The 24,855-nt window shown below is 61.4% G+C and carries 21 protein-coding genes; 8 read left to right on the plus strand and 13 right to left on the minus strand.

What is annotated here, in order from left to right:
• The 4 genes from K1X80_RS27725 to K1X80_RS27740 all read right to left on the minus strand — a co-directional run bounded on the left by K1X80_RS27725 (position 1) and on the right by K1X80_RS27740 (position 4,547).
• Positions 1-441 carry a hypothetical protein gene (locus K1X80_RS27725; RefSeq protein ID WP_309500955.1) on the minus strand — a complete coding sequence of 147 codons (441 nt, stop codon included), beginning with the start codon at positions 439-441 and terminating at the stop codon, positions 1-3.
• A gap of 94 nt (positions 442-535) precedes the next feature.
• Positions 536-3,055 (minus strand): fimbria/pilus outer membrane usher protein, encoded by a 2,520-nt coding sequence (locus K1X80_RS27730; protein WP_169989463.1) that lies wholly within the window; start codon positions 3,053-3,055, stop codon positions 536-538.
• 7 nt (positions 3,056-3,062) lie between these two features.
• Positions 3,063-3,779, minus strand: coding sequence for a fimbria/pilus chaperone family protein (locus K1X80_RS27735; protein ID WP_081044323.1), 717 nt, complete (start codon positions 3,777-3,779; stop codon positions 3,063-3,065).
• A 111-nt stretch (positions 3,780-3,890) separates the two neighbouring features.
• Positions 3,891-4,547 (minus strand): DUF1120 domain-containing protein, encoded by a 657-nt coding sequence (locus K1X80_RS27740; RefSeq protein ID WP_169989464.1) that lies wholly within the window; start codon positions 4,545-4,547, stop codon positions 3,891-3,893.
• A 480-nt stretch (positions 4,548-5,027) separates the two neighbouring features.
• On the opposite strand from K1X80_RS27740, the gene ppx reads away from it, so the two are divergent.
• Positions 5,028-6,530 (plus strand): exopolyphosphatase, encoded by a 1,503-nt coding sequence (ppx, locus tag K1X80_RS27745; RefSeq protein ID WP_057960956.1) that lies wholly within the window; start codon positions 5,028-5,030, stop codon positions 6,528-6,530.
• 3 nt (positions 6,531-6,533) lie between these two features.
• Here the strand turns inward: ppx and K1X80_RS27750 are convergent, their stop codons facing one another.
• From K1X80_RS27750 to hemB, 3 genes are all read right to left on the minus strand, one after another.
• A complete protein-coding gene (locus tag K1X80_RS27750; protein WP_128593637.1) occupies positions 6,534-7,943 on the minus strand; it encodes an amidase family protein in 1,410 nt (469 codons plus the stop codon).
• A 233-nt stretch (positions 7,944-8,176) separates the two neighbouring features.
• Positions 8,177-10,399 (minus strand): polyphosphate kinase 1, encoded by a 2,223-nt coding sequence (gene ppk1, locus K1X80_RS27755; RefSeq protein ID WP_057960957.1) that lies wholly within the window; start codon positions 10,397-10,399, stop codon positions 8,177-8,179.
• Between the two features lie 18 nt (positions 10,400-10,417).
• Positions 10,418-11,431, minus strand: coding sequence for a porphobilinogen synthase (hemB, locus tag K1X80_RS27760; protein ID WP_057960958.1), 1,014 nt, complete (start codon positions 11,429-11,431; stop codon positions 10,418-10,420).
• 218 nt (positions 11,432-11,649) lie between these two features.
• Between hemB and K1X80_RS27765 the strand changes: the two genes are divergently transcribed.
• On the plus strand, positions 11,650-12,294 hold the full coding sequence (locus K1X80_RS27765; RefSeq protein ID WP_057960959.1) for a DedA family protein: 645 nt from the start codon (positions 11,650-11,652) through the stop codon (positions 12,292-12,294).
• Here K1X80_RS27765 and K1X80_RS27770 read toward each other — a convergent pair.
• Positions 12,275-13,510 (minus strand): sterol desaturase family protein, encoded by a 1,236-nt coding sequence (locus K1X80_RS27770; RefSeq protein ID WP_198791880.1) that lies wholly within the window; start codon positions 13,508-13,510, stop codon positions 12,275-12,277. The genes K1X80_RS27765 and K1X80_RS27770 overlap by 20 nt on opposite strands.
• Positions 13,511-13,624: 114 nt before the next feature.
• On the opposite strand from K1X80_RS27770, the gene elbB reads away from it, so the two are divergent.
• A complete protein-coding gene (elbB, locus tag K1X80_RS27775) occupies positions 13,625-14,290 on the plus strand; it encodes an isoprenoid biosynthesis glyoxalase ElbB (protein WP_057440464.1) in 666 nt (221 codons plus the stop codon).
• A gap of 91 nt (positions 14,291-14,381) precedes the next feature.
• Here the strand turns inward: elbB and K1X80_RS27780 are convergent, their stop codons facing one another.
• On the minus strand, positions 14,382-16,280 hold the full coding sequence (locus K1X80_RS27780) for an FTR1 family protein (RefSeq protein ID WP_120734324.1): 1,899 nt from the start codon (positions 16,278-16,280) through the stop codon (positions 14,382-14,384).
• Positions 16,281-16,583: 303 nt separating this feature from the next.
• Between K1X80_RS27780 and K1X80_RS27785 the strand changes: the two genes are divergently transcribed.
• From K1X80_RS27785 to K1X80_RS27800, 4 genes are read left to right on the plus strand one after another with little or no spacing between them, the layout of a single operon-like run.
• Entirely contained in the window at positions 16,584-17,981 is a 1,398-nt protein-coding gene (locus K1X80_RS27785) for a COG3014 family protein (protein ID WP_057440465.1), read from the plus strand.
• 10 nt (positions 17,982-17,991) lie between these two features.
• The gene (locus tag K1X80_RS27790; RefSeq protein WP_029289599.1) at positions 17,992-18,360 is read left to right on the plus strand and encodes a YcfL family protein; all 369 of its coding nucleotides are present in this window, start codon (positions 17,992-17,994) and stop codon (positions 18,358-18,360) included.
• Positions 18,361-18,395: 35 nt separating this feature from the next.
• Complete coding sequence (lpoB, locus tag K1X80_RS27795; protein WP_057960964.1) at positions 18,396-18,983, plus strand: penicillin-binding protein activator LpoB; 588 nt, start codon at positions 18,396-18,398, stop codon at positions 18,981-18,983.
• Positions 18,984-18,986: 3 nt separating this feature from the next.
• Positions 18,987-19,727: a hypothetical protein gene (locus K1X80_RS27800; RefSeq protein ID WP_057440467.1), complete on the plus strand. Its 741-nt coding sequence runs from the start codon at positions 18,987-18,989 to the stop codon at positions 19,725-19,727.
• Between the two features lie 78 nt (positions 19,728-19,805).
• Here K1X80_RS27800 and K1X80_RS27805 read toward each other — a convergent pair whose 3' ends face one another.
• The 3 genes from K1X80_RS27805 to K1X80_RS27815 form a co-directional block, all read right to left on the minus strand.
• Positions 19,806-20,438, minus strand: coding sequence for a LysE family transporter (locus K1X80_RS27805; RefSeq protein ID WP_057960965.1), 633 nt, complete (start codon positions 20,436-20,438; stop codon positions 19,806-19,808).
• Positions 20,439-20,509: 71 nt separating this feature from the next.
• Positions 20,510-21,079, minus strand: coding sequence for a mechanosensitive ion channel family protein (locus K1X80_RS27810; RefSeq protein ID WP_120734326.1), 570 nt, complete (start codon positions 21,077-21,079; stop codon positions 20,510-20,512).
• Positions 21,079-22,989, minus strand: a complete 1,911-nt coding sequence (locus K1X80_RS27815; RefSeq protein WP_057960966.1) for an ATP-binding cassette domain-containing protein — start codon at positions 22,987-22,989, stop codon at positions 21,079-21,081. Before K1X80_RS27815 ends, K1X80_RS27810 begins: the two co-directional genes overlap by 1 nt.
• A 50-nt stretch (positions 22,990-23,039) precedes the next feature.
• On the opposite strand from K1X80_RS27815, the gene K1X80_RS27820 reads away from it, so the two are divergent.
• The gene (locus K1X80_RS27820; RefSeq protein WP_057960967.1) at positions 23,040-23,504 is read left to right on the plus strand and encodes a TIGR02444 family protein; all 465 of its coding nucleotides are present in this window, start codon (positions 23,040-23,042) and stop codon (positions 23,502-23,504) included.
• Here the strand turns inward: K1X80_RS27820 and K1X80_RS27825 are convergent.
• Positions 23,501-24,709: an AlgP family protein gene (locus tag K1X80_RS27825; protein ID WP_220172599.1), complete on the minus strand. Its 1,209-nt coding sequence runs from the start codon at positions 24,707-24,709 to the stop codon at positions 23,501-23,503. The genes K1X80_RS27820 and K1X80_RS27825 overlap by 4 nt on opposite strands.
• Positions 24,710-24,855 lie beyond the last annotated feature (146 nt).

Here is a 24,855-nt window from a genome sequence, read left to right on the forward strand (position 1 = left end):
TCAGGCGCCGGGTACCCATTCGAAACTGCCCTGCCCCTCGAAGGCCGTTTCGTCACGCACTGCCAGCCCGACCGCTGGCACAAAGGTCTCGATGTTCACCAGCGCTGTAAATCGGCGCCCGTGTATCGGGGCGCCGCCTGCCCGTGCGACCAGCGTCTGGCCGGGCAACAACTGTCCGCTTGGCGGCTCTCCCGACACCCGCAACTCCACCGCCTGCCCATCCACCTGAGGATGCTGCAGGCTCAGGGTGAAATAGCCTTGGCGGCCGAACCGAAAGCCTTTCGACCCGGCAGACACCCCCGTGAAACGCAGGGCCATGGGTGCCGACTCGGCACAGGCAATGTTCAGTTGCAGCGTGCGTTTCCCCAGGGCCAACTGGTCTCCCGCCCGCTCCGCGCTGCGGATCAAACCGTAGTCGACCCGGGGCTGGCTCAAGGACATACGGCATTCACCCGCCAGCGCTTCCCCCGGCATCAGCCCCGCCCACAGGAGCACGCTGCACAGAGCGAGGCCAGGCCCAAGGCGGTTCAGGGACTCACTGCGCACGGCAGACTGCCGAACCTGTTTCGTAGAGTTTGTCGTCATCGGTTTCTGGCTCAGGGTTGAATTGCAATACACAGGAGGTTGAATCCGGCAGGGAGACGCTCAGGGTTGGCGACTCGTCCAGATTGTTCAGGAACACCATGCCCTCACCCACCACGCTGGTCAGGAAGGCATTGTCCGGGCCGAATACCGAGGCCCCTTGAGGCAAGGGGCGCCCTTGCTCGTCACGCACTTCCAGCAGCAGGCGGCGCACTTTCACCACCTCGAAATCAACGGTATTGAAGGATCCACGACCCGCCGTGAGTGCCTTGGTGCCGTTTTTCAGGTCGACACGCTTGGGCAGGGAGTGGGTCTGCACCTCAACGTTACTGTTGAGGTAGGCCGGCAAACCGGCGATCACCGCCTGCCCGCGATAATCGGTCCAGACCGGGCCCTGGGGGGTCGCGACCTTGACCGCGCCAACATCGCCCACCGAGACGATGCCAAAGGTGTCCTGGACGGCGTAGGGCGAGAACGTCACACCGCGTTCATGGGCCACCACGCCACCCTGCAATTGCCCGGTGTAGCTGGTACTGAAAGAGTCGCGACGCATGCCCAAGCCAACCTGGGTGTAACGCGGTATGGCATTTACCCGGCCTTGAACCGACTGATCACCACTCGCCTGCTCCCGGGAAACACCCACCTCATAATTCACATAGTCGTTCACCCGATCACTGAACGCACTGCCGAACTCCACCTCGCCCCCGCGCCGGCTGGCATAGGAAGTGACACGACGTTCGCCGCCAAATGGCATGGTGACTTGCAACCGCAGCGACAGCCCTGTCTCGAGAGCATCATTGCGCTCGTGGCGGCGGATATTCCGCTCCTTGCGCGGTCGAGCCCCACCCACCCGGGAGTCGGCGATCAACGACACCTGGGTGCCACTGAAGTCTCGGTTCCAGGAGGCAAAGACATGTTCAGCCGATTGCCCGTCAAATTGCGCACTGTGCGAGTAGCTGATGGAGAAGCCACCCAACAGCGGGTCAGCCCAGCTCAGGCCCAGGGTGTATTGGTTCTTGAAGCGCGCGTCCAGGTCGTCGCGGGCGCTCGACAGCCCGGCTTCCGTGACTTCGCGATACCCCCGTGTCTGGCGTGTAGCACTGAGGTTGGCCTCAAGGCTGGCAGACAGCGGGCTACTCAATGAAATGGAGCTGCGAGCGCCGCTGACATTGCCTGAACCATCGCGAGACAGGTTGTGACGCCCGCCCACTGCCAGCCGCTGGAAAAAAACGCTGCTCCATGTTCCGCCCGCAGCCTGGTACTCGTCAGTGCTCAATAGGCCAAAGCCCAGTGAAGAACTGCGCCCAAGGCCCCAGGTACCACTGGCCATCGCCACCACCGGGGGCTCCCGCTCGCCCAGCGTTGCGCCCCGCACCTTGCCCATGGAAAAGAAGTAGCCCGGCACCACCGGCACACTCGCGCCAAAGGACGCCGCTGGTACCCTGAAGCTGTGCCCACCGCCACGGGTGCCAATCACGTTTACCTCCAGGTCGCTGGTGCCATTGAGTAACGGCAGGTCAGTCAGGGAAAAAGGGCCTTCCGGTACCAGGGTGGTATGGATCAACACCCCTGACTGGCGCACCTCCACCCTGGACGGGCTGCGAGCCAGCCCTTCGACCACCACCGCGCTGCCGCCGGCCGCGCGCGACTGCCCATCTGGGAACAGTTGCAGGCCGGAGAGCTGCAGCCCGCCGAACACCGGGTTGTTGCTGGAGATCTGACCCACCTGGAAGGTCGAGCGCAGGCCCGCGAAGTCGCGCTGGGCGTAGGCGTTCACATGCTCGCTGCTGGCCTTGCCATTATCGGAGATATAAAACTGGCGACTGCGCACAATCCAGTTGCCCAGGTTGAACCCCGCCTCGGTATAGGCGGAGACGGAGCGGGAAGAGCCACTGTTGAAACGATCCTCAAAACCCTGCACGTCGTAGTTGAACAAGGCCGCCATGCCACCTTGGGAAGCATTGCCCCCGCCCCATTCAAACTCGCGCATCGACTGGGTGGGCACCACCAGGGAGACTTCATCGCTGCCAGGGCTCAGCCGCACAAGGGTCGCCGGGTACTCACCGACAAAATCATGGCACGCCTGATCGCGCGCGATGCCCTGCCGAGTGACCGTCGCCGGGACGCGCAGCCCGGCCTTTTCCAGCAGGCCGGGGGTAAAACACAGCTGCCCTTCATAGTCGAAACGCGCTTCCACCAAGCCCAGTGGGTTGCCGTTGACCCTCAACCCGACCACATGGACGCCCTCGCGAAAGCGCGCCGCACTGCGAAAATAATGGGCAACCTTCGGGTCAATACCGTTCGCAGAGAGAACGGCAAGATCAAACCCCTCTCCCAGCTCCAAGGCATGGGCAGGCCCGCTGCACAGTGAGGCCAGCCCGATGACAATGCCCGAGCCATACGCCAGGGAGCCCGGGGCCCGGAAGAACGATGCGGACTGATTGAAACAACCGGCTTTATCGACAGTTCTCATAGCTCGATCAACCCGCCTCGACAGCAACGGGAGCCTGGTAGACGGAGGTCGAATAGCCGTAGACCGTCGCCGGTTGAATCTCGACGGCATTGACCCCTGCGACATTGCCCTCGACCGTGGTCCACAGCGTTTCGCCAGGCAGCACATAGGTGCGCGACAATATTGCCGGGCGCTTGGCCGGCAGCAGCTGCACCTGTAAACCCAGGCGGACAACGTAGGCACTGTCGTTCTGCACGGCCAGGCGATTGCCTTGCAGGGTCCACTTGAGCAACTTCCAGGGCTCTTCAAGCCGCGGCAAACCCTGGGGGTGCAGGATCAGCGGCAGGTCCTGGCGAATGGTGATACCAATGGTCGCACGCCCTTCGGCCCTGGCCTGGGGAATCCCTTCAAAAGTGACCCGCTTCAAGCGTTGAGTCTTGAGTGGTTCCTTGAGGGTTGCGATAAAGCGCACTAGTTGTGTTTCGCCAGGTTCCACGCGCGCAATCGGCGGCGTAACAATCAATAATGGTTCCGGGTCTTCAGCAAGATTTTGAATGACCGAATGTAATAAAGCCGGACCGGCATCAGTATTCTTGACATTAATAGTCGCTTCGCCATTTTCTTCATAAAGAATTACAACAGATGTTTCAGGCTCCATACCGTCAGCCAGTACGTTGCCATGTAATAGCAGAGAAAGACTTACGCCCCCTAGCAGGGCAGTAACTGTATTGAAAAGAAAACTCATCAAGTTCTACCCACACACAATTTAAGAGACCGTCAATAGATCCAGGACTGTAAGCAGCCCGCACGCAGTCGCAACAGCTAGTTACGACTGCAGTGCGGATTTACTACCTGTTTAGATACGAGTAACGACTAAGGTGGCAAGGCCGTTCAAAGGAACATCCTTGCTCAGGTCCAGGGCGCTGCCCCGGTTGATGACGGCCTTGACGTTGATCGTGCCGCTGACAACGTTGACCAGTGCTGGAACCGGGCTGGTGGTGCGGCTCCAGGAGTGCTGGTACGGGAACTTGTCGACCCGGCCATCGGCGCTATACATCCAGGCTGCGACAGAACTGGTCCTTTTGAGCGGTAGCAGGCTGGCACCGCCGCTGGACAGGTTCGAAAGCCTGACCGAATAGCCACCGGTACGCCGGCCATCCACCGCACCCAGGCCAAAGTTCTGGGATTCGGCGAAGCCGGTTCCCAGGATACCCGCAACGGTGCTGGCCGCCTGCGTGTCAGATACCGACAGCGCCATCTGCGTAGCCGCGGTGCCGCAGTTCACGGACAGCGGCAGGGTTTTCTCCTGCAAGGGGTTGAAAGCATTTGGCGAGATAGAAGCTGCACTGATCTGACCATAATCAATGACGCCGCTGCTGATACTGACCGTGCAGGGCGCTGGCTTGATAGTACCAATGACCCTCAAGTTCCCCGAACCACTTGTATCGGCGTGTGCAACCACGCTTGCGGCCAAACAGACAACACCCATTACCAAACCAGATATTTTTTTCATGCTGAACCTGTCACTAGAAGTTATCAGGTGCCTTTATTCCTACCCGGGCAATTGCATTGCCCAACATCCCGCCATCCGTGACAAATGAGCTGTAAATAAATAACACCAAGGCAGAATTGCCGAGTGACAGTCTCTCCCGCATGCACCCCACTAAAGAATAAGACAATACCCTAATTACTGTCAGAACAATAAAAAACAATCGTCGCCTTAACCAAGCTTAAGAGTAGTACCAAAAAAATAACCAATGGGTATAACTGTTCTTAAGATGTAGGTTAAATCAAGAGAAGTTTCCAAATTTTGAAATTCTACTGTTTCCCATAGATCCTACGGAATAATTACAAGGAACCAATGGAGCCCCCCTACATTCCCTACAAACCTGCGTCCCGAACCTCCGTAGGAGAACTCCTCTGCGCACTACGCGTTGGCGTCAGCGTTTGATCGTGGCACGATGGCGAGGTTATCGACCGAGATCCCCTACCCATGCCGCAATCCCAAGCCAAGAATCTGTCCCTGATCGCCGCCATCGACCTGGGCTCCAACAGCTTTCACATGGTCGTGGCCAAGGCCCAGAACGGTGAGATCCGCATCCTTGAGCGGCTCGGCGAAAAGGTACAACTGGCTGCCGGAATCGACGACGAGCGCAAGCTCAACGAAGAATCCATGCAGCGCGGGCTCGATTGCCTCAAGCGTTTTGCCCAACTGATCAACGGCATGCCCCAGGGCGCCGTGCGCATCGTCGGCACCAACGCGTTGCGCGAAGCGCGTAACCGCGGCGAATTCATCCGCCGTGCCGAGGAGATCCTCGGGCACCCGGTAGAAGTGATTTCCGGCCGTGAAGAAGCACGCCTGATCTACCTCGGCGTCTCCCACACCCTGGCCGACACCCCCGGCAAGCGCCTGGTGGCCGACATTGGCGGCGGCAGCACCGAGTTCATCATCGGCCAGCGCTTCGAGCCGTTGCTGCGCGAAAGCCTGCAAATGGGTTGCGTCAGCTACACCCAGCGCTATTTCAAGGACGGCAAGATCACCCCGGCCCGCTACGCCCAGGCGTACACGGCGGCGCGGCTGGAGATCATGAGCATCGAACACGCCCTGCACCGCCTGACCTGGGATGAAGCCATCGGCTCATCCGGCACTATCCGCGCCATCGGCCTGGCCCTGAAGGCCGGCGGCCATGGCACCGGTGAGGTGAATGCCGAAGGCCTGGCCTGGCTCAAGCGCAAGCTGTTCAAACTTGGGGATGCCGAGAAGATCGACTTCGACGGCATCAAGCCCGACCGCCGGACCATCTTCCCTGCAGGCCTGGCAATCCTCGAAGCCATCTTCGACGCCCTCGAACTGCAACGCATGGACCATTGCGATGGCGCCCTGCGTGAAGGCGTGCTCTACGACCTGCTGGGTCGCCATCACCACGAAGACGTGCGTGAACGCACCCTGGGCTCGCTAATGGAGCGTTACCACGTCGACCTGGAACAGGCGGCGCGGGTCGAGCGCAAAGCGTTGCATGCCTTCGACCAGGTCGCTGCAGATTGGGAACTGGAAGACGGGGTCTGGCGTGAACTGCTGGGCTGGGCCGCCAAGGTCCATGAAGTAGGGCTGGATATCGCCCACTACCATTACCACAAACACGGCGCGTACCTGATCGAACACTCCGACCTGGCAGGGTTTTCCCGCGAGGATCAGCAGATGCTGGCGCTGCTGGTGCGCGGCCATCGCCGTAACATCCCCAGGGACAAGTTCGCCGAGTTCGGCGCCGAGGGCATCAAGCTGATTCGCCTGTGTGCCCTGCTGCGCTTTGCGATCCTGTTCCACCACATTCGCGGCACTCAGCAGATGCCGCAAGTCACCCTGCGCGCCAACGGCGACAGCCTGGATGTGGTGTTCCCTAAAGGCTGGCTGGACGAGAACCAACTGACCCAGGCGGATTTCGCCCAGGAAGCCGAGTGGCTGACGCGAGTGGGCTTCAGCCTGAATGTGCGCTAACCCCTAGACGCTCTCGGACGACACCGGCGCCCCCGGCAGGAACGCCGGCTCACGGATAGCCTGCGTGGCCTGTTCATAACCATAGGCGACCGCGAGCAGTGTGGCTTCACTGTTGCCCGTACCGTAAAAGTGCAGCGCGGTCGGCATACCCTCATCATCCATGCCCGAGGGCACCGAGATGCCGGGGTAACCGGCGGCGGCGGCAAAGTAGTAACTGTCGGCGCGAAAGTTCGACACGATGGCATCGAGGCGGTGTTCGCTCAGCGGCTTGTCGAGGGTGCCTTTGAAAATCGGCAGAACGGCCGCCCACAGTTGCTCGCGCTGCTCATCCGTCACGTCCAGGCTGTTGATGTGCTCCAGCAACGCCTGGTCCGGTTCCCCGGCTTGCTTGTCGCGCTCGTTGAAGGCAATCAGTTCAGCCAGCGACTTCACTGGCAGGCCTTCCCGGCCGGCCAGGTAGCTGTTCAGGTTTTGCTTGATCCCGGCCAGCAGCGCGTCACTGTATTGATCGTAAGCCTCACGTGAGACACCCGCGTCCAGCCTGCCTATCGGCACCATGACTGCCCCCTTGGCCCCGAGCATCGCGATCGCGTCTTCGAAGTGCTTCCGGTCCGCACGCAGGGCCGGGTCCCTGGCGTCTTCAGGCGACAGCACCGGCAGCGGCGTGTAGCCAATGCGCTTGCCCTGCAAGGCATCCGGTGTGAGCCCGGCGGTGTAGGCCGTTGTTTCGGTCATGGCATTGAGCGCTTCGCCAGCATCGCGCACGTTGCGCGTAAAGGTGCCCACCGCGTCCAGTTTTGAACTGGTCATCACCCCTTCGGTACTCACCAGCCCGGCCGTGGTTTTCAAACCGACCACGCCGTTGTAGGCCGCCGGGGCAATCACCGAGCCATTGGTCTCGATGCCCAATGCCAGCGGCACAAGCCCCTGGGCGACCGCCACCGCCGATCCCGAACTGGACCCTGCCACCTGCCCTCCCAGCCGATGGGGGTTAAGCGTTTGCCCACCACGGGAGCTCCAGCCATCCACCGGCACGCTGGAGCGGAAGTTGGACAGTTCGCTCATATTGGTCTTGCCCACGATCACGGCCCCGGCCTTGAGCAAGTTATCCACAACCTTGGCGTTTTTGCTCGTCGGTGAGCCGACCAGCGCACGGGAACCGGCACTGGTGTGCATTTTCCCACTGGTTTCGAAGACATCTTTCAGGGCAATCGGCACGCCGTGCAAAAAACCGCGCACGGTACCGCTGGCTCGCTCCTGGTCACGCGCCCGAGCCTGTTCACGCGCATCGGGGTTAACCTGCACAAAGGCATTGCCGCCCTGCAGACCCTGATCGATGTTGGCAATACTTTTTAATGAGTCCCGCACCAGGGACTCTGAAGTGACTACCGCCCCAGCCATATCGGACGCCATGGCCTGTGCACTGCGGTAGCCCTTCGGCGGCAAGGCCAGCGCCTCGAATAGCCCCGCAGTTCCGAACCCGATACCTATGCCTGATCCCACCATCGAAAACTCCTTAACTGCCCTGTACAGGCTATCGTCTGATAGCCCAAGGTCAGTCTAGGAACGGGAGCATGGGATCCCCAACCTGGGAAATCTGACGGTCCTGTCCGATTTCCCAGTGAGGGATGTAGGTCTAGTCGATATCAGCGAACCGCCAGCAACGGGCTGCCCAACCGCTCCAGCAACGTAGCCTGGGCACTGCGCGGGTTCTGGTTGCCCGTCGGGGTGTTGCGCACGTAGCGCCCATCGGACTGCAGGCTCCAGCTGTGGGTGTTATCGGTCAGATAACTCTCCAACTCTTTCTTGACCCGCATGATCAGCTTCTTGCCTTCCACCGGGAAGCAGGTCTCCACACGCTTGTCGAGGTTGCGCTCCATCCAGTCGGCGCTGGAGAGGAACATCTGCTCTTCACCGCCATTGAGGAAGTAGAACACCCGCGTGTGCTCCAGGAAGCGGCCGATGATCGAACGCACATGGATATTGTGGGACACCCCGGCAATGCCCGGGCGCAGGCAGCACATGCCACGCACCACCAGGTCGATACGCACGCCGGACTGGCTGGCCTTGTACAGCGCGCGGATGATCTTCGGATCGGTCAGCGAGTTGAACTTGGCGATGATGTGCGCCGGCTTGCCGTCGAGGGCGAACTGGGTCTCGCGGGCAATCATGTCGAGCATGCCCTTCTTCAGGGTGAACGGCGCATGCAGCAGCTTTTTCATGCGCAGGGTCTTGCCCATACCGATCAACTGGCTGAACAGTTTGCCGACGTCTTCGCACAGCGCGTCGTCGGAAGTCAGCAAGCTGTAGTCGGTGTAGAGCTTGGCGTTGCCGGCGTGATAGTTACCGGTGCCCAGGTGCGCGTAACGCACGATCTCACCGGCCTCGCGGCGCAGGATCAGCATCATCTTGGCGTGGGTCTTGAAGCCCACCACGCCATAGATCACTACCGCACCGGCCGCTTGCAGGCGGCTGGCCAGTTGCAGGTTGGACTCTTCGTCGAACCGCGCACGCAGCTCGATCACCACCGTGACTTCCTTGCCGTTACGCGCGGCGTCCACCAGCGCATCGACGATTTCCGAGTTGGCACCGCTGCGGTAGAGGGTCTGGCGCACGGCCAGGACATGGGGGTCCTTGGCGGCCTGGCGCAACAGATCGACCACCGGGGTGAACGACTCGAACGGGTGCAGCAGCAGAATGTCTTGCTTGCTGACCACGCTGAAGATGTTTTCGCTGTTTTGCAGCAGTTTCGGAATCTGCGGGGTGAACGGCGTGTATTGCAGCTCCGGATGGCTGTCCAGGCTGGTGATGCTGAACAGGCGCGTCAGGTTCACCGGGCCGTTGACCTGGTACAGCTCGGTCTCGGCCAGGTTGAATTGCTTGAGCAGGTAGTCCGACAAATGTTTGGGGCAGGTATCCGCCACTTCCAGGCGCACCGCGTCACCGTAGCGCCGCGAGAACAGCTCGCCACGCAGGGCGCGGGCCAGGTCTTCGACGTCTTCGGTGTCTACCGCCAGGTCGGCGTTTCGGGTCAGGCGGAACTGGTAGCAACCCTTGACCTTCATGCCCTGGAACAGGTCATCGGCGTGGGCGTGGATCATCGACGAAAGGAATACATAGTTATCGCCAGCCCCCCCGACCTCTTCCGGTACCTTGATGATGCGTGGCAACAGGCGCGGTGCGGGAATGATCGCCAGGCCCGAATCACGGCCGAAGGCATCGATCCCTTCGAGCTCGACGATAAAGTTCAGGCTCTTGTTCACCAGCAGCGGGAACGGGTGCGTCGGGTCCAGGCCAATCGGGGTGATGATCGGCGCGATCTCGTCACGGAAATAGCGACGGACCCAGGTCTTGAGCTTGACGGTCCAGTTGCGGCGACGGATGAAGCGCACTTGGTGCTTTTCCAGCTCCGGCAGCAGGATGTCGTTGAGGATGGCGTATTGGCGATCCACATGGCCATGCACCAGCTCGCTGATGCGCGCCAGGGCCTGGTGCGGCTGCAAGCCGTCGGCGCCGGCCTGCTCACGGGCAAAGGTGATCTGTTTCTTGAGGCCGGCGACACGAATCTCGAAGAACTCGTCCAGGTTGCTGGAGAAGATCAGCAGGAACTTCAAACGCTCCAGCAACGGATAGGACTCATCCAGCGCCTGTTCCAACACGCGGATATTGAATTGCAGTTGCGACAGCTCGCGATGGATGTACAGGCTGCTGTCATCCAGGTTCGGAATCACGATAGGCGGTGCCGCCACCACCGGCTCCGCGACCACGGCAGGCTGCTCAGGCGCAAGCTCCGGCGGGGTTTCGGCGACCTGTTCAACTACCGGGTGCGCATCTTTTACGGCAACTTCTGTGAGTCCTTCGGTATTCATCGAGTGTTCCTGTGAGGGCTATTGTTGCTCTCTAAGCAATTGGGCGGCACGGGCGGCAAAGTAAGTCAGGATGCCATCGGCACCCGCACGTTTAAAGGCGGTAAGGGATTCCAGGATGACGCCTTCACTCAACCAGCCATTTTGAATCGCAGCCATGTGCATGGCGTATTCACCACTGACCTGATAGACAAAGGTCGGCACCTTGAATTCCTCCTTGACCCGATAAAGGATGTCCAGGTACGGCATACCGGGCTTGACCATCACCATATCAGCGCCTTCAGCCAGGTCCGCCGCCACTTCGTGCAGGGCTTCGTGGCTATTGGCCGGGTCCATCTGGTACGAGGCCTTGTTGGCCTTGCCCAGGTTCAACGCCGAGCCGACCGCATCGCGGAACGGGCCGTAGTAGGCGCTGGCGTACTTGGCTGAATAGGCCATGATCCGCACATTGACGTGCCCGGCCAGTTCCAACGCCTCGCGGATCGCCTGGATCCGGCCGTCCATCATGTCTGACGGGGCCACCACCTGGGCGCCTGCAGCGGCATGGGACAGCGCCTGCTTGACCAGTGCGTCGACGGTGATGTCGTTCTGCACATAGCCTTCTTCATCCAGGATGCCATCCTGCCCGTGGGTGGTAAACGGGTCCAGCGCCACGTCAGTAATCACCCCAAGCTCCGGGAAACGCTCGCGCAGGGCGCGGGTCGCACGCTGGGCAATGCCTTCGGGGTTCCAGGCCTCGGCGGCGTCCAGGGACTTGAGCCCGGCGGGTGTGACCGGGAACAGCGCCAGCGCCGGGATCCCCAGTTCAACCCACTGCGCCGCCTCTTGCAGCAGCAGATCAATGGTCAAACGCTCGACACCCGGCATCGACGCCACCGCTTCCCGACGATTTTCACCGTCGAGCACAAACACCGGCAGGATCAGATCATTCACCGTCAGGACGTTTTCACGCACCAGACGACGGGAAAAATCATCACGACGGTTGCGGCGCAGGCGGGTAGCGGGAAACAGGCGTTGGGCGGGGGTAAAGCTCACGGCAGACTCCTGAGCCCGGCTTGACGGGCGAGCGTGACAGTTATAAGCGGCCATTATGACGAAGGAATGACAGTTGTGCTTACTCATACGACCGGCATGTGACCTGTAGTCGCATTCATGCTTTCCGTAGGAAATGTTCACTTCGTGACACATCTCGATACTTTCATGAATGTTCACGAAGGCGTAGGCTGCGCGTTCATTTCGCCAGCACCCAGACAATGCTCCAACAATTTCTGAATGACTTTGGCTACTTTGCCCTCTTCCTGGGGACGTTCTTTGAAGGTGAGACCATCCTGGTTCTCGCAGGCTTCCTTGCGTTCCGCGGATACATGGATATCAACGTGGTGGTGGTGGTGGCGTTCTTCGGCAGCTACGCCGGCGACCAGCTCTGGTACTTCATGGGCCGCAAGCATGGGCGCAAATTGTTGGCGCGCAGGCCACGCTGGCAACTGCTGGGCGATCGGGCACTGGAGCATATCCGCCGACACCCCGATATCTGGGTTCTGAGTTTCCGCTTCGTCTATGGCCTGCGCACGGTCATGCCCGTGGCCATTGGCTTGTCCGGCTACCCGCCGGGGCGCTACCTGTTGCTCAACGGCATCGGCGCGGCGATCTGGGCAGCAGCACTGGGCGCGGCGGCCTACCACTTCGGCGCCGTGCTCGAAGGTATGCTGGGTAGCGTCAAGAAATATGAGCTGTGGGTGCTGGGTGCCTTGCTGGTACTCGGCCTGGGCTTGTGGCTGCGCCGGCGCATCCGCAACGCCCGCCTGACCCGGGAAAACTGCGCGGCCGAAAAAGCCCGGCTGGAGCAGGAGCAACTGGCCGAGCCGAAAAAGCCCGAGCCTACGACACCCATCGAGTAAGCCGGCCCCTGCAACAGTAGAGGCCGATGACACTGAGCAGGCTATAGCTGGCCAGCCCCGGCCAGCCCAACGCACTGGCCGGCCACAACCCGACCAGCGGCGCCAGCCACACCAGCGGCACATTCAGCCCCAACCGCAGCAGCTCGGCCTTCAAGACCCACGGGCGATTCTCCAGGGCCACGCCCAGGGTAAACAGGCCCAGCGCCATCACACTCCAACCCAGCACAAGCGCAGCCGTCGGCATGCCCTCGCCAACATTCATCAGATAGCTGCCCAAACCCACATACGCGGCAAATTGCAGGGCGATGTAAATCTGCTGGCGCGCGTCCAGGGGCACCTCGAATTTACGGAACTGGCTCAAGTCCGGCTTGGCCAGTGGGTACTTGGCCTTGACGTCCGCCGGGCGCCAGCCGGTGCGCATGAACCAGATGCGCAGTTTGTCCCACCCACTTTCGGTACGCCGGGCATCACTCCACAGCTGGGCATAGAACTGCAGGTTGGCCCACAGCGGATTCCAACTGGCCAGAGGCGTGGTCACACCAAAGATCACCGGCTCGTTTTCGTCTTCTTCCTGGAACGAGCCAAACAAACGGTCCCAAATAATGAACACCCCGCCGTAGTTGCGATCCATGTAGAGAGCGTTCTGTGCATGGTGGGCCCGATGATTGGACGGGGTGACGAAAAACCACTCGAACCAACCGAGCTTGGGCACATGGCGGGTATGCACCCAGAATTGATACAACAGGTTGAGCGACGCCACGCTGATAAACACCAGCAGCGGCACGCCGACGACAGCCAGTGGCAGATAGAAGATCCAGCTCAGCAAAAAGCCCGTGCTGGTCTGGCGCAAGGCGGTGGTGAGGTTATAGTCCTCGCTCTGGTGATGCACCGAGTGCGCCGCCCACAGAATATTGCGCTCGTGGCCGCAGCGATGCAGCCAGTAGTAGCAGAAGTCGTAGAGGACAAAGGCGAACACCCAGGTCCAGGCGCTCTGGGTTGGCAGCTCGAACAGTGCCAAATGCTTGAGGGCGAAGGCGTAGGTCAGCAGGCCCACGCCTTTGGTCAGCAGCCCAGTGGTGGTGGACAATACACCGGTGCTCAAGCTGTTGATGGCGTCAGCCACCCGGTAGTTGCGCTCGCCGCGCCAACGGTCAGCCAACAGTTCGACCACAATCAAGGCAATGAAAAACGGTACCGCGTAAGGGACGAAGTCCATGGGCCAGTCCGGTCAATTATTGTTACATCAAGGTTAGGCCAGTGACCGGATATCCCAATGGCAATGCGAGACAAATAAGTAGACATTTAACGCCATAAATCAGGAGAAATGCCCATGAGCAAAAAGATTGCAGTGATCCTTTCCGGCTGTGGCGTGTACGACGGCGCTGAAATCCATGAAAGTGTTATCACGCTGCTGCGCCTGGATCAGCGCGGCGCTCAGGTTCAGTGCTTTGCCCCGGACATCGCGCAGCTGCATGTGATCAATCACCTCACGGGCGAAGAAATGCCCGAGTCGCGCAATGTATTGGTGGAGTCGGCGCGCATCGCCCGAGGCGAGGTGAAAGACATTCGCGAGGCCCGCGTGGAAGAGTTCGATGCGCTGGTCGTGCCCGGCGGTTTTGGCGCGGCGAAGAACCTGTCGAACTTTGCCATCGAAGGCGCCGGTTGCAGCGTCAACCCGGACGTACTGGCACTGGCCGAAGCCTTTGCCGAAGCAGGCAAGCCCGTGGGGCTGATCTGCATCTCGCCGGCCCTGGCGGCAAAAATCTACGGCCCTGGCGTGACCTGCACCATCGGCAACGACGCCGACACCGCGGCCGCCCTGGACAAGATGGGTGCCACCCACCAGGAATGCGCGGTAGACGAAATCGTCGAAGACAAGGCGCGCAAGCTGGTGAGCACGCCGGCCTATATGCTGGGCAAAAACATCAGCGAAGTGGCATCGGGGATCAACAAGCTGGTGGACCGGGTGCTGGAGCTGACCCACGAGAGCGACTGAATGGGCGACACCGATTAAAAATGTGGGAGCTGGCTTGTGTGGGAGCCAGCGTCCACACAAGCCAGCTCCCACAACTTGACCGCCAGTACCTTCAGGAAGCCGCCACCCGGCGCTTATCGGCCAACCGGCTGCGGCTGTACAGCACCACAATCGCAATGATCGCCACGGCCTGGGCACTCAACGAATACGCATCGGCATGGATGCCCAGCCAGTCGAAGTCAAAGAACGCCACCGGCCGGGTGCCGAAGATGCCCGCTTCCTGCAACGCCTTCACGCCATGCCCGGCAAATACCACCGACAGCGCGCACAGCAACGCCGCGTTAATCCCGAAGAACAGCGCCAACGGCAGCTTCGCCGAACCGCGCAGGATGATCCACGCCAAGCCCATCAACAGCACCAGCGCCGTGGCGCCACCGGCCAGTACCGCGTTATGCCCGGCAGGACCGGCTTGCAGCCACAGGGTTTCGTAGAACAGGATCACTTCGAACAGTTCGCGGTACACCGAGAAGAACGCCAGGACCGCAAACCCAAAACGCCCACCACCGCCGACCAGGCTGCTCTTGATGTAGTCCTGCCAGGCGGCCGCGTGGCGTCGGTCGTGCATCCACACCCCGAGCCACAGCACCATCACGCTGGCAAACAGCGCCGTACAGCCTTCGAGCAGTTCACGCTGGGCGCCGCTGACGTCAATCACATACGCCGCCAGGGCCCAGGTCGCCGCACCGGCGACCAACGCCAGGGCCCAACCGACGTTGACACTGCGCACCGCCGATTGCTGGCCGGTGTTACGCAAAAAGGCCAGGATTGCCGCCAGCACCAGAATCGCTTCCAACCCTTCACGCAGCAGAATCAGCAAGCCCGAGATGTAGCTCAACGACCAGCTCAGGCCGTCGCCGCCCAACAGGCCGGCCGCTTCAGTGAGTTTGCCCTTGGCCACGTCCAGGCGCTGCTGGACCTGCTCGATCGGCAAACCATCCTGCAACGACTGCCGATACGCCATCAGGGCTTTCTCGGTGTCCTTGCGCACGTTGGCATCGACGTTGTCCAGGGAGCTTTCCACCAGCTCGAAGCCTTCCAGGTACGCCGCTACCGACAGGTCGTAGGCCTGTTCGTGCTCACCGCTGCGGAACGCTGCCAGGCTCTTGTCCAGGGTGGCAGCGGTGTACTCCAGCAACTGCGCCGGGCCACGCTGGACCTGGGGCGGCTGGGCGCGCTGGGCGCGGAACACCCGGACCGCGTCCGGCCCCTCGGCGGCCAGCACTTCTTCCGGGGTCTGGCGTGCCAGGTCGGCCAGGTTGAAGGATTTTTCGCTTTTCGCGGCGGCCGGGTCGGCAGTAAAGCCGGCGATATAGGTGGCCAGGTCCCAGCGCTGCCGGTCATCCAACTGGTCGGCGAACGACGGCATGTCGGTGCCTTCGACGCCCAGGCCCAGGGTGTTGTAGATACCGTAGAGGCTCAGACGGTCCAGACGCTGGGCATCGCGCAGGTTGGCCGGCGGTGGGGCCATACCGACACCGGCCGGGCCATCGCCCGCACCGGCGTCACCGTGGCACACCGAACAGTGCTGGGCGTACAGCGGCGCACCGCGCGTAGGGTCCGGGGTAATGGCCGGCGCCTGGCTGACCTCATAGGCGGCCGCCAGTTGCGCACCCAGTTGACGCGCCTGGCGCGCTACCGCGTTGCCATCCTGGCGGTTAGTGACAGCGGCCAGCAGCTCATCGACGCCTTTGACCAGGCTCGCACGCTCGGGCTTGTCGGGCAGCTCTACCACCAGCCCCTGCAACACGCCGAGAAACTCCACCTGTTCGCGGTATTCGGAGTCGTCGACCACCTTGCCCGCCTCCACCGTCGGCGGATAGTCAGCGCCAATGTAGTCCAGTAAATGCAGGGCCTGGGGCGCACCCTCTGCGGTAGCAGCCAGCAGATTGAAGCTGCACGACACCAACGCCGGCAGCAACAGCCAGGCGAGAAAACGGGAGGGGGCAGTCATGAATGAATCCCAAATGGAAACAAGAAGTAACACATTGTCGAATGTTAATCGGTTTGACTCAAGACGTTAGTGCTTTGGCCGCTGAAATGACTCGCTCAGGTAGGGGCCAACCCTCAAATAAAGCAGCGGAAAAGCCATTGTTTTGCCAGTAACGAGGCCTATAATGCGCCGCCTTCGTTATCGCGAAACGGCATTTAGGCTCCTCTTTTTATGAGGGATGTGTGGGAAAAGGTTTTTCCTGCACTTGGTTATTTGGCCCGACCAGCCCCTTCGGCCGATTACGCTCAGGGAAGCAGCACCTCAATGGCATCTCGCGTCTTTACCTCCCTTGCCCTCGCGGCACTCACGCTGCTGTCGGGCTGTTCGATGTTCCGCAGCTACGACACTGAACTGCAAGCCACCAACCAGCAGTTGGCCAGCGGCAATGTCGATGGCGCGCTGACCCTGCTGGAGAAGAACAACAGCAGCGAAGACAAAGACCTTCTCTACTACTTCGAAAAAGGCGAGTTGCTGCGGGCCAAGGGCGATCTGACCGGCAGCCAGGCGGCTTGGCACCGGGCAGACCTGGTGGTGTACAAGTGGGAAGAGTCGGTCAGGTTCGACACCGAGCGCTATCTCGCGCAATTCGGTAGCTTCCTGGTCAACGACAAGGTGCGGCGCTACGAAGGGTATGACTATGAAAAAGTCATGCTCACCACCCAGATGGCGTTGAACCTGCTGGCCGTCAATGACTTCGACGGCGCGCGCACCGAAATCAAGAAAACCCACGAACGCGAAGCGGTGATCGCCGAACTGCGGGACAAGGAATACCTCAAGCGCGAAAACGAAGCCGAGCGCCAGGGCGTGGCCACGCAGTTCAAGGATCTGCGCGGCTATCCGGTGGAAAGTCTCGATGCGCCGGACGTGGTGGGCCTGAAGAACAGCTACCAGAGCGCGTTCAGTCATTACCTGGCCGGTTTCATCTACGAAGCCTTGGGCGAAAAGGACCTGGCCGCGCCGGGCTACCGCAAAGCCGCCGAACTGCGCCCCAATACACCGTTGCTGGAACAGGCCCTGCTCGACCTGGATGCCTCCCGCGTGGCAGCTGACGAAAGCGACGTGCTGATCGTAGTGCAGAGCGGCCTGGCGCCGGCCCGCGACTCGATCCGCCTGCCGTTGCCGATCCCTATCGACGGGCATTGGGTGATCACACCGCTGTCGTTCCCGGTGATCAAGCCAGACACTTCGACGGCCACCTTTGCGCAGATCGGCGTCGATGGTCGGCAGCAGAACCTCACGCCCCTCAACAGCACCACTGCAATGTCGCGCCGCGCCCTGCGCGACGACATGCCGGGGATCATCCTGCGTACCACCGTGCGCGCCATCAGCCGCGGCGTGACGCAAAAAAACCTCAACCAGACCAACCCGATGGCCGGCCTGGTGCTGGGCATCGCGTCCGCCGTCACCGAAGGCGCCGATACCCGCACCTGGCGCACCCTGCCGGACCTGACCCAGGTCACGCGCCTGCGCCTCAAGCACGGTGAGCACCAGGTGAGCCTGCCCAATGCCTTGGGCGGCACCCTGGTGACGGTCAAGGCCGAACAACGCCATCAGGTGATCACTTTGCGAGTGGTCGGCAACCAGGTCTTCACCAGCGGCGTGGCCGCCCATGTGGTCGCGAGCAACCCGGCCCAGGCCGTCGCCAGCCTCAAACAACCTTAAGGAGCACGCTATGCGTCATTTCATCCTCGGCGCCCTGGCGCTGATCTTCCTCGCCGGTTGCGCCACCCCGCCGCCGGAACCAGGCAGCGCCGCGAGCAAAGTCGTGGTGATGGGCAAGTTCAAGGGCATCGCCGTCGGCGCCATTCGGGTAGCCCGCGAGAACGGCTTCCTGACGGCCAAGGTGCAACTGAGCAACATCACCAGCAGCAACCAGATGATGTATTACCGCTTCGCCTGGCTGGGCGCCGATGGCTTCCCGGTGGGTGACGAAGAAACCTGGAAAGTGCTGAACCTCTACGCCAACCAGGCCACCTTCCTGCCGGCCATCGCCAACCTGCCCCAGGCCGCCGACTTCCGCCTTGAAGTCAAGACGCCTTGAGCCAGCCCCCTATTCAGTTTTCGAGAGACATTCCCATGTTTGTACGCTTTTCGTTCCTCGCCGTAGTCGCCGTCCTGGCCAGCGGCTGCGCCAACACCTCGCCGGTCATCGGCGGTAAAAATATCAGCTACGGCGACACCAAGGCCGTGGAACTGGTGACCAACGAGTTCGGTTCCACCGACCTGCAGATGATCGCCGAAAGCATGACCCGCTCCCTGGCGCAGTCCGGCATCCTCCAGGGCCGCCCGGTGGTGCAGGTGTATGACGTGAAGAACAAGACCAGCGAGTACATCGACACCCGCGAGATCACCACCTCGATTAAGACCCAACTGATGAAGACCGGCACCGCCCGCTTCGCCAGCGACAACACCGATATGCAAAGCCAGGTCGACCAGCTCAAGCTGCAAAACCAGAGCGGCCTGTACAAGAAATCCACGGTCAGCAAGACCGGCAACATGGTTGCCGCCAAGTACCGCCTGGAAGGCTCCATCAGCTCCATCGTTAAGCGCAGCGCCGACTACAAGGACGTGTTCTACAAGTTCAGCCTGCAGTTGATCGACGTCGAAAGCGGCCTGGCGGAATGGATGGACGAAAAAGAAATCCGCAAGACCACGGAGCGCTAAGCCATGCGTCCATGGATCGGCATCATCGCCCTGCTGTGCAGCGTTGGCGCCTGGGCGGCGCCGAAAATCGCGGTGACGGACCTGGCCTACGAGGCGCGGGTGGAGGAATACATCCACGCCGTCGCGGCGACCAATAACTTCCAGGCCAGCCCGTACAACGCCAGCGGTGCGTCCAGCTACACCGAGTTCGAGAGCCGCAACAGCTACATCGAACAGAGTGAGCTGCGTAAATTCAGCGGCGATATCAAGGGGGAGATTCTCAAGTCGCGCCAGTTCCAGTTGGTCCAGGGCACGCCCTACACCAGCGAGGCCAAGGGCGATGTGTACGACGTGATCAAGCGGATCAAGGCCGGCCACTTCAAGGGCGCCGACTATGTGCTGTTTGGTACTTTGTCGGATATCGACTTCACCCAGGACATCAACGCCCTGGATCGCACCAACAGCTATTCAGCGGTGCTGGGACTGGCGGTCGTGGCGGACTTCAGCCTGATCAACACCCGCACCTATGAAATCACCTCGGCGTTTACCGCCATGGGTGAGGGCCAGGACACCAAGCTGGTGAACAGTCGCGACGTGCGCGTCAGCCTGAGCCGGCCACGGGTGGTGAAGGAAGTGTCGAAAACCTTGGGTGAAGATGTGGCGCGCCAGCTGCAGGAGCAACTGGGCGGTGGCTACCAGGAGCCTGGGCAGCCGGCATTGCGCAACAACCTGCCAAGGGATGAGGCGCCGAAAATCCTGCACTGAAGCTCAATGGCTCGGCTAGCACACATCAATGTGGGAGCTGGCTTGCCTGCTCCCACAGTTTTGATTGGACTTGTTCAGTCAGGCCGTGGCGCGATGCAGGCTGGCGAGGAAACCCGCAGCGCCCACGAACAACCCGGCAAACGTGCGGTTCACGCGTTTCTGCTGCTTGGGCGTGCGCAACAGGCGCAGCACCTTCGACGCCAGCCCGGTGTAGCCCGCCATCACGATCATATCCACGCCAATCATGGTCGCACCGAGGATCAGGTACTGAATCAGCAGCGGCGCCTGTGGGTTCACGAACTGCGGCAGCACCGCCAGCATGAACACCAGAGCCTTGGGGTTGCTGGCATTGACCAGGAAACCACGGAACATCATCGCCAGCGGCTTGCCGATCGGGCGGACTGGCCCGTCATCGCTCATGTCCATGGGCAGGGCGCGCCATTGCTTGACGGCCAGGTACACCAGGTACGCCACGCCAAACCATTTGATCGCATAGAACGCGGTTGAGGACGTCGCCAGAACGGCGCCCAGGCCGCCCGCCACCACGGCAATCTGCATCGCCAGGCCCAATTGCAGGCCAATGGCGTTCCAGTAACCGCGCAGGAAACCATATTGCAGGCCGCTGGACATGGAGGCGATGGCGCCCGCGCCGGGGGAGAGACTGATGATCCAACTGGCCAGGAAGAAGGCCAGCCATGTGTCGAGCGCCATTACACACCTCGTAGCAAATTCGTTGTCAGCACTAAGCTAACGCCAAGGACCGAGGGCTGGCTAGAGAATTTTTAAGGTAAAGGGCTGATATCGCTACCGCGCCAGCGGCGTACCGAGCGCTGGAAGAACAGGCTGTTGGGTACTTGCACCACGGCGCTGTCGGTGCCCGCTTCGGCCACTTCGATCAGCGTGGTGTACAGCAGGTTGATCGCGATCACCCGGCCTTTGACGCCGGGCTTGTCGACGGTGTCCACCAGCTCGACCACATCACCCAGGCGAAACGGCCCGACGGTGAAGATCAGGATCGCGCACAGCAGGTTGGACAGCACCGACCACATGGCAAAGAACGCTACCGCCGCGACGGCCACAAAACCCGAGAGCGCGGTCCACAGCACGGTGGCCGAGACCCCCAGGCGTTCGAGGACGAAGATCAGCGCACTGCCCATGATCAGCCAACGCAGGCCACCACGCAGGGGCATCAGCAGTTGCGGCGGAAACGGATAGCGCTCACCCAGGCGCGTCAGGCCCTTGGCGACGAAGCGCTGGGCCAGGTAACCGGCCAGCAGGATCAGCAGGATTTGCACACCGACCCACATCGGTTCGATCCATTGCGCCGGCAGTGGCAGCTGCAAGGCTTCCATCAGGACAGCGCCTCCAACTCCGCTTGCAGGCCTTCCAGCAGTTCGAGGGCTTCCATCCAGGTCTCCTCCAGTTGCCCTTCGCGCACCTTGAGCTTGGCCTGTTCGGCCAGCAGGTCGCGCAGCTCATCCTTGCGGGCCGCTTCGTACACCGCGCTGTCGCCGAGGCTGGTTTCGATCTTGGCCAGGCGTTCGTGGACCTTGCCCAATTCGGCTTCAAGCTTGTCGGCTTCGCGTTTGTGCGGTGCCAACTGCTGGCGCAGGGCCGCAGCAGCCTGGCGCTGGGCTTTTTTGTCGGTCTTGTCCGGGTTGACCGGGGTGTTGCTGACCGGCGCGTTGCGCAGACGGTAGTCGGTCAACCAACGGGCGTAGTCGTCCAGGTCGCCATCAAACTCTTCGACCTTGCCATCGGCCACCAGCAGGAAGTTGTCGGTGGTGCTCTTGAGCAAGTGGCGGTCGTGAGACACCACCAGCACAGCGCCACTGAATTCCTGCAGGGCCATGGTCAGCGCCAGGCGCATTTCCAGGTCCAGGTGGTTGGTCGGTTCGTCGAGCAGCAGCAGGTTGGGACGGTCCCAGGCGATCAGGGCCAGGGCCAGGCGGGCTTTTTCGCCGCCGGAGAAATTCAGCACCGGCTCGTCGATGCGCGCACCACGGAAGTCGAAACCGCCAAGGAAGTCGCGCAGGGTCTGTTCGCGCTCGGTCGGCGCCAGGCGTTGCAGGTGCAACAGCGGGCTGGCCTTGGCGTCGAGGGAGTCCAATTGATGCTGGGCGAAGTAGCCCACCACCAGGTTCTCGCCACGGGTCAGGCGTCCGGCCAGGGGTTGCAGCTCGCCCGACAGGTTCTTGATCAGCGTCGACTTGCCCGCGCCGTTGGGGCCGAGCAAGCCGATGCGCGCGCCCGGGGTGAGCTGCAGCTTGACCTTCTCCAGGATGGTCTTGTCGCCATAACCCAGGCGGGCATCCGAGAGGTCGAGCAAGGGGCTAGAGATTTTCACTGACTCGCGGAACACAAAGTCGAACGGCGAATCGACGTGGGCCGCCGACAGCTCTTCCATGCGCTCCAGGGCCTTGATCCGGCTCTGGGCCTGACGGGCCTTGGTGGCCTGGGCCTTGAACCGGGCGATGTAGCTTTCCATATGCGCACGTTGCGCCTGCTGCTTCTCGAAGGCCTGCTGTTGCTGGGCCAGGCGTTCGGCACGGGCCCGCTCGAACGCGGTGTAGCCGCCGCGATAGAGGGTGATTTTCTTCTGTTCGACATGGGCGATGTTATCGACCACGGCGTCGAGGAAATCCCGGTCGTGGGAGATCAGCAGCAACGTGCCTGGGTAACTCTTGAGGAAATCCTCCAGCCACAGGATTGCATCCAGATCCAGGTGGTTGGTCGGTTCGTCGAGCAGCAACAGGTCCGAGGGGCACATCAGCGCCTGGGCCAGGTTCAGGCGCATGCGCCAGCCACCGGAGAAGTCGGCAACCGGGCGGTCCATCTGTTCGTTGGTGAACCCGAGGCCGGCGAGCATTTTGCGCGCGCGGGCGTCGGCGGTGTAGCCGTCGGCACTGTCGAGTTCCGAGTGCAGGCGGGCCTGGGCGGCACCGTCCTGGGCTTTCTCGGCCTCGGCCAGGTCGTGTTGCACCTGACGCAGACGCAGGTCGCCATCGAGCACGTAGTCGATCGCGATGCGGTCCAGGGTGTCGATCTCCTGGCGCATGTGGGCGATACGCCAGTCGGCTGGCAGCAGGCAGTCCCCGGAATCAGGGGTCAGCTCACCGAGCAACAGGGCGAACAACGTGGATTTGCCGGCGCCATTGGCACCGATCAGGCCGGCTTTGTGACCGGCGTGCAGGGTCAGCTCGGCGTCTTCGAGAAGACGTTGCGGGCCACGCTGTAATGTTAGGCTTTGAAGTCGGATCATAATGGCGGCGGAGTCTACCAGCTTCGTTGGCCGCTGGCTTGGGTGTGAACATGTGCGCTGACCTGTGGAGCTTTGCCCTCTCGACCTACGCCCGTACGGGCGCTGAAGATGCCTGCCTGCGCTTGCAGGAGCAAGGGGCGGATGTGTGTCTGTTGTTGTGCGGGCTGTGGCTGGAACAGCGCGGGGTGGCCCTTGAACCTGGACGCGTGCAGGCGCTGCGAGCAATCGCCGGTCCCTGGCAGGCAGACGTTGTGGAGCCCTTGCGCAGGGTGCGCAAGCAATGGCGCGCCATAGCGCAGCAGGATGTGGGGCTGGGAACGTTGCGCGAGCGGGTCAAGGCCCTGGAACTGGAAGCCGAACAGCAGTTGCTGTTACGTCTGGAAGCGCTGGCACAGGCTTGGCCAACGGGAGAACGCGCCACGCATCAGACATGGCTTGAAGGACTGGCGACCGAAGCCGCCAACCTTGACCACGACGCGCTGCTTCAGCTGCGCGCCGCGGCCACCGGCACTTAGGAAGCGCTGGTTGGGGTGGTGCCTGGTGCTACCGGGGCAGGCGTGCTGCTGGCCGGTGCAGTGGTAGCGGCTGGCGCTGCCGGTGCGGCAGGAGTCGCTGGCTTGGCAGCTGCTGGAGCTGGCGCGGGTTTGGCAGCCGCAGGTTTGGCAACCGGCTTGGCTGCTGGTTTCGCAGCAGCAGGTTTGGCAGCTGGCTTGGCCGCTGGTTTTGCAGCAGCAGGTTTGGCAGCTGGCTTGGCCGCTGGTTTTGCAGCAGCAGGTTTGGCAGCTGGCTTGGCCGCTGGCTTTGCAGCAGCAGTTTTAGCAACTGGCTTGGCGGCTGGTTTCGCAGCAGCAGTTTTAGCAGCTGGCTTGGCGGCTGGTTTCGCAGCAGCAGTTTTAGCAGCTGGCTTGGCGGCTGGTTTCGCAGCAGCAGCTTTAGCAGCTGGCTTGGCGGCTGGTTTCGCAGCAGCAGTTTTAGCAGCTGGCTTGGCGGCTGGTTTCGCAGCAGCAGTTTTAGCAGCTGGCTTGGCGGCTGGTTTTGCAGCAGCAGTTTTAGCAGCTGGCTTGGCGGCTGGTTTCGCAGCAGCAGTTTTAGCAGCTGGCTTGGCGGCTGGTTTTGCAGCAGCAGTTTTAGCAACTGGCTTGGCGGCTGGTTTCGCAGCAGCAGTTTTAGCAACTGGCTTGGCGGCTGGTTTCGCAGCAGCAGTTTTAGCAACTGGCTTGGCGGCTGGTTTCGCAGCAGCAGCTTTAGCAGGCGCTTTTTTAGCAGCAGGCTTGGCCGCAACTTTGGCCGGCGCCTTGGCCGCAACTGCCTTGGCTGGTGTACGAGTGCTCAACACTTTGGCCACAGCTTCTTTCACACGACCCACGCCCTGCGCCAGTTTCAGGCTCTCTTGGGCATCGCGCTTGAGTTGAAGGATGTAGGTGCGGGTTTCGGATTGACGATCCTTGAGGGCATCGAGCAAGTCCTCAAGTTCTTTGACGGCGCCCTTGGCTTTGGTTTGCGCCTTGGCTTTGCCGGCGGTCGCGGCGTCTTGCAGTTTAGTGCGGGATTTGTGCAGTTTTTCTTGAGCCTTGCCGCGTTGTTTTTCCAGCTTGGCGAGCAATTTCTCTGCATCAGCCAAGGCTTGGGAGCAAGCACTTTCCAAATGTTCGAGCAGGCTGCCCGAGAGTTGTTGGAGCAAGTGCAACGGGGTATTAACAGGCTTCTGTTTGGCCGACATGGTTTACCTCCTGGCTGACGTGGGTGCGGCTCATACTAGCCCTCTGCTCTTACCGCCGCTAGGGCATGTTGACAGTATCGAATGCGTTGCGTTGCACCGCACAAAAATTCTTATTGATATAACGAAAAACCGCTCCGGTTTTTGCC

This window comes from Pseudomonas sp. So3.2b, assembly GCF_019464415.1.
Classification (GTDB): domain Bacteria; phylum Pseudomonadota; class Gammaproteobacteria; order Pseudomonadales; family Pseudomonadaceae; genus Aquipseudomonas; species Aquipseudomonas shahriarae.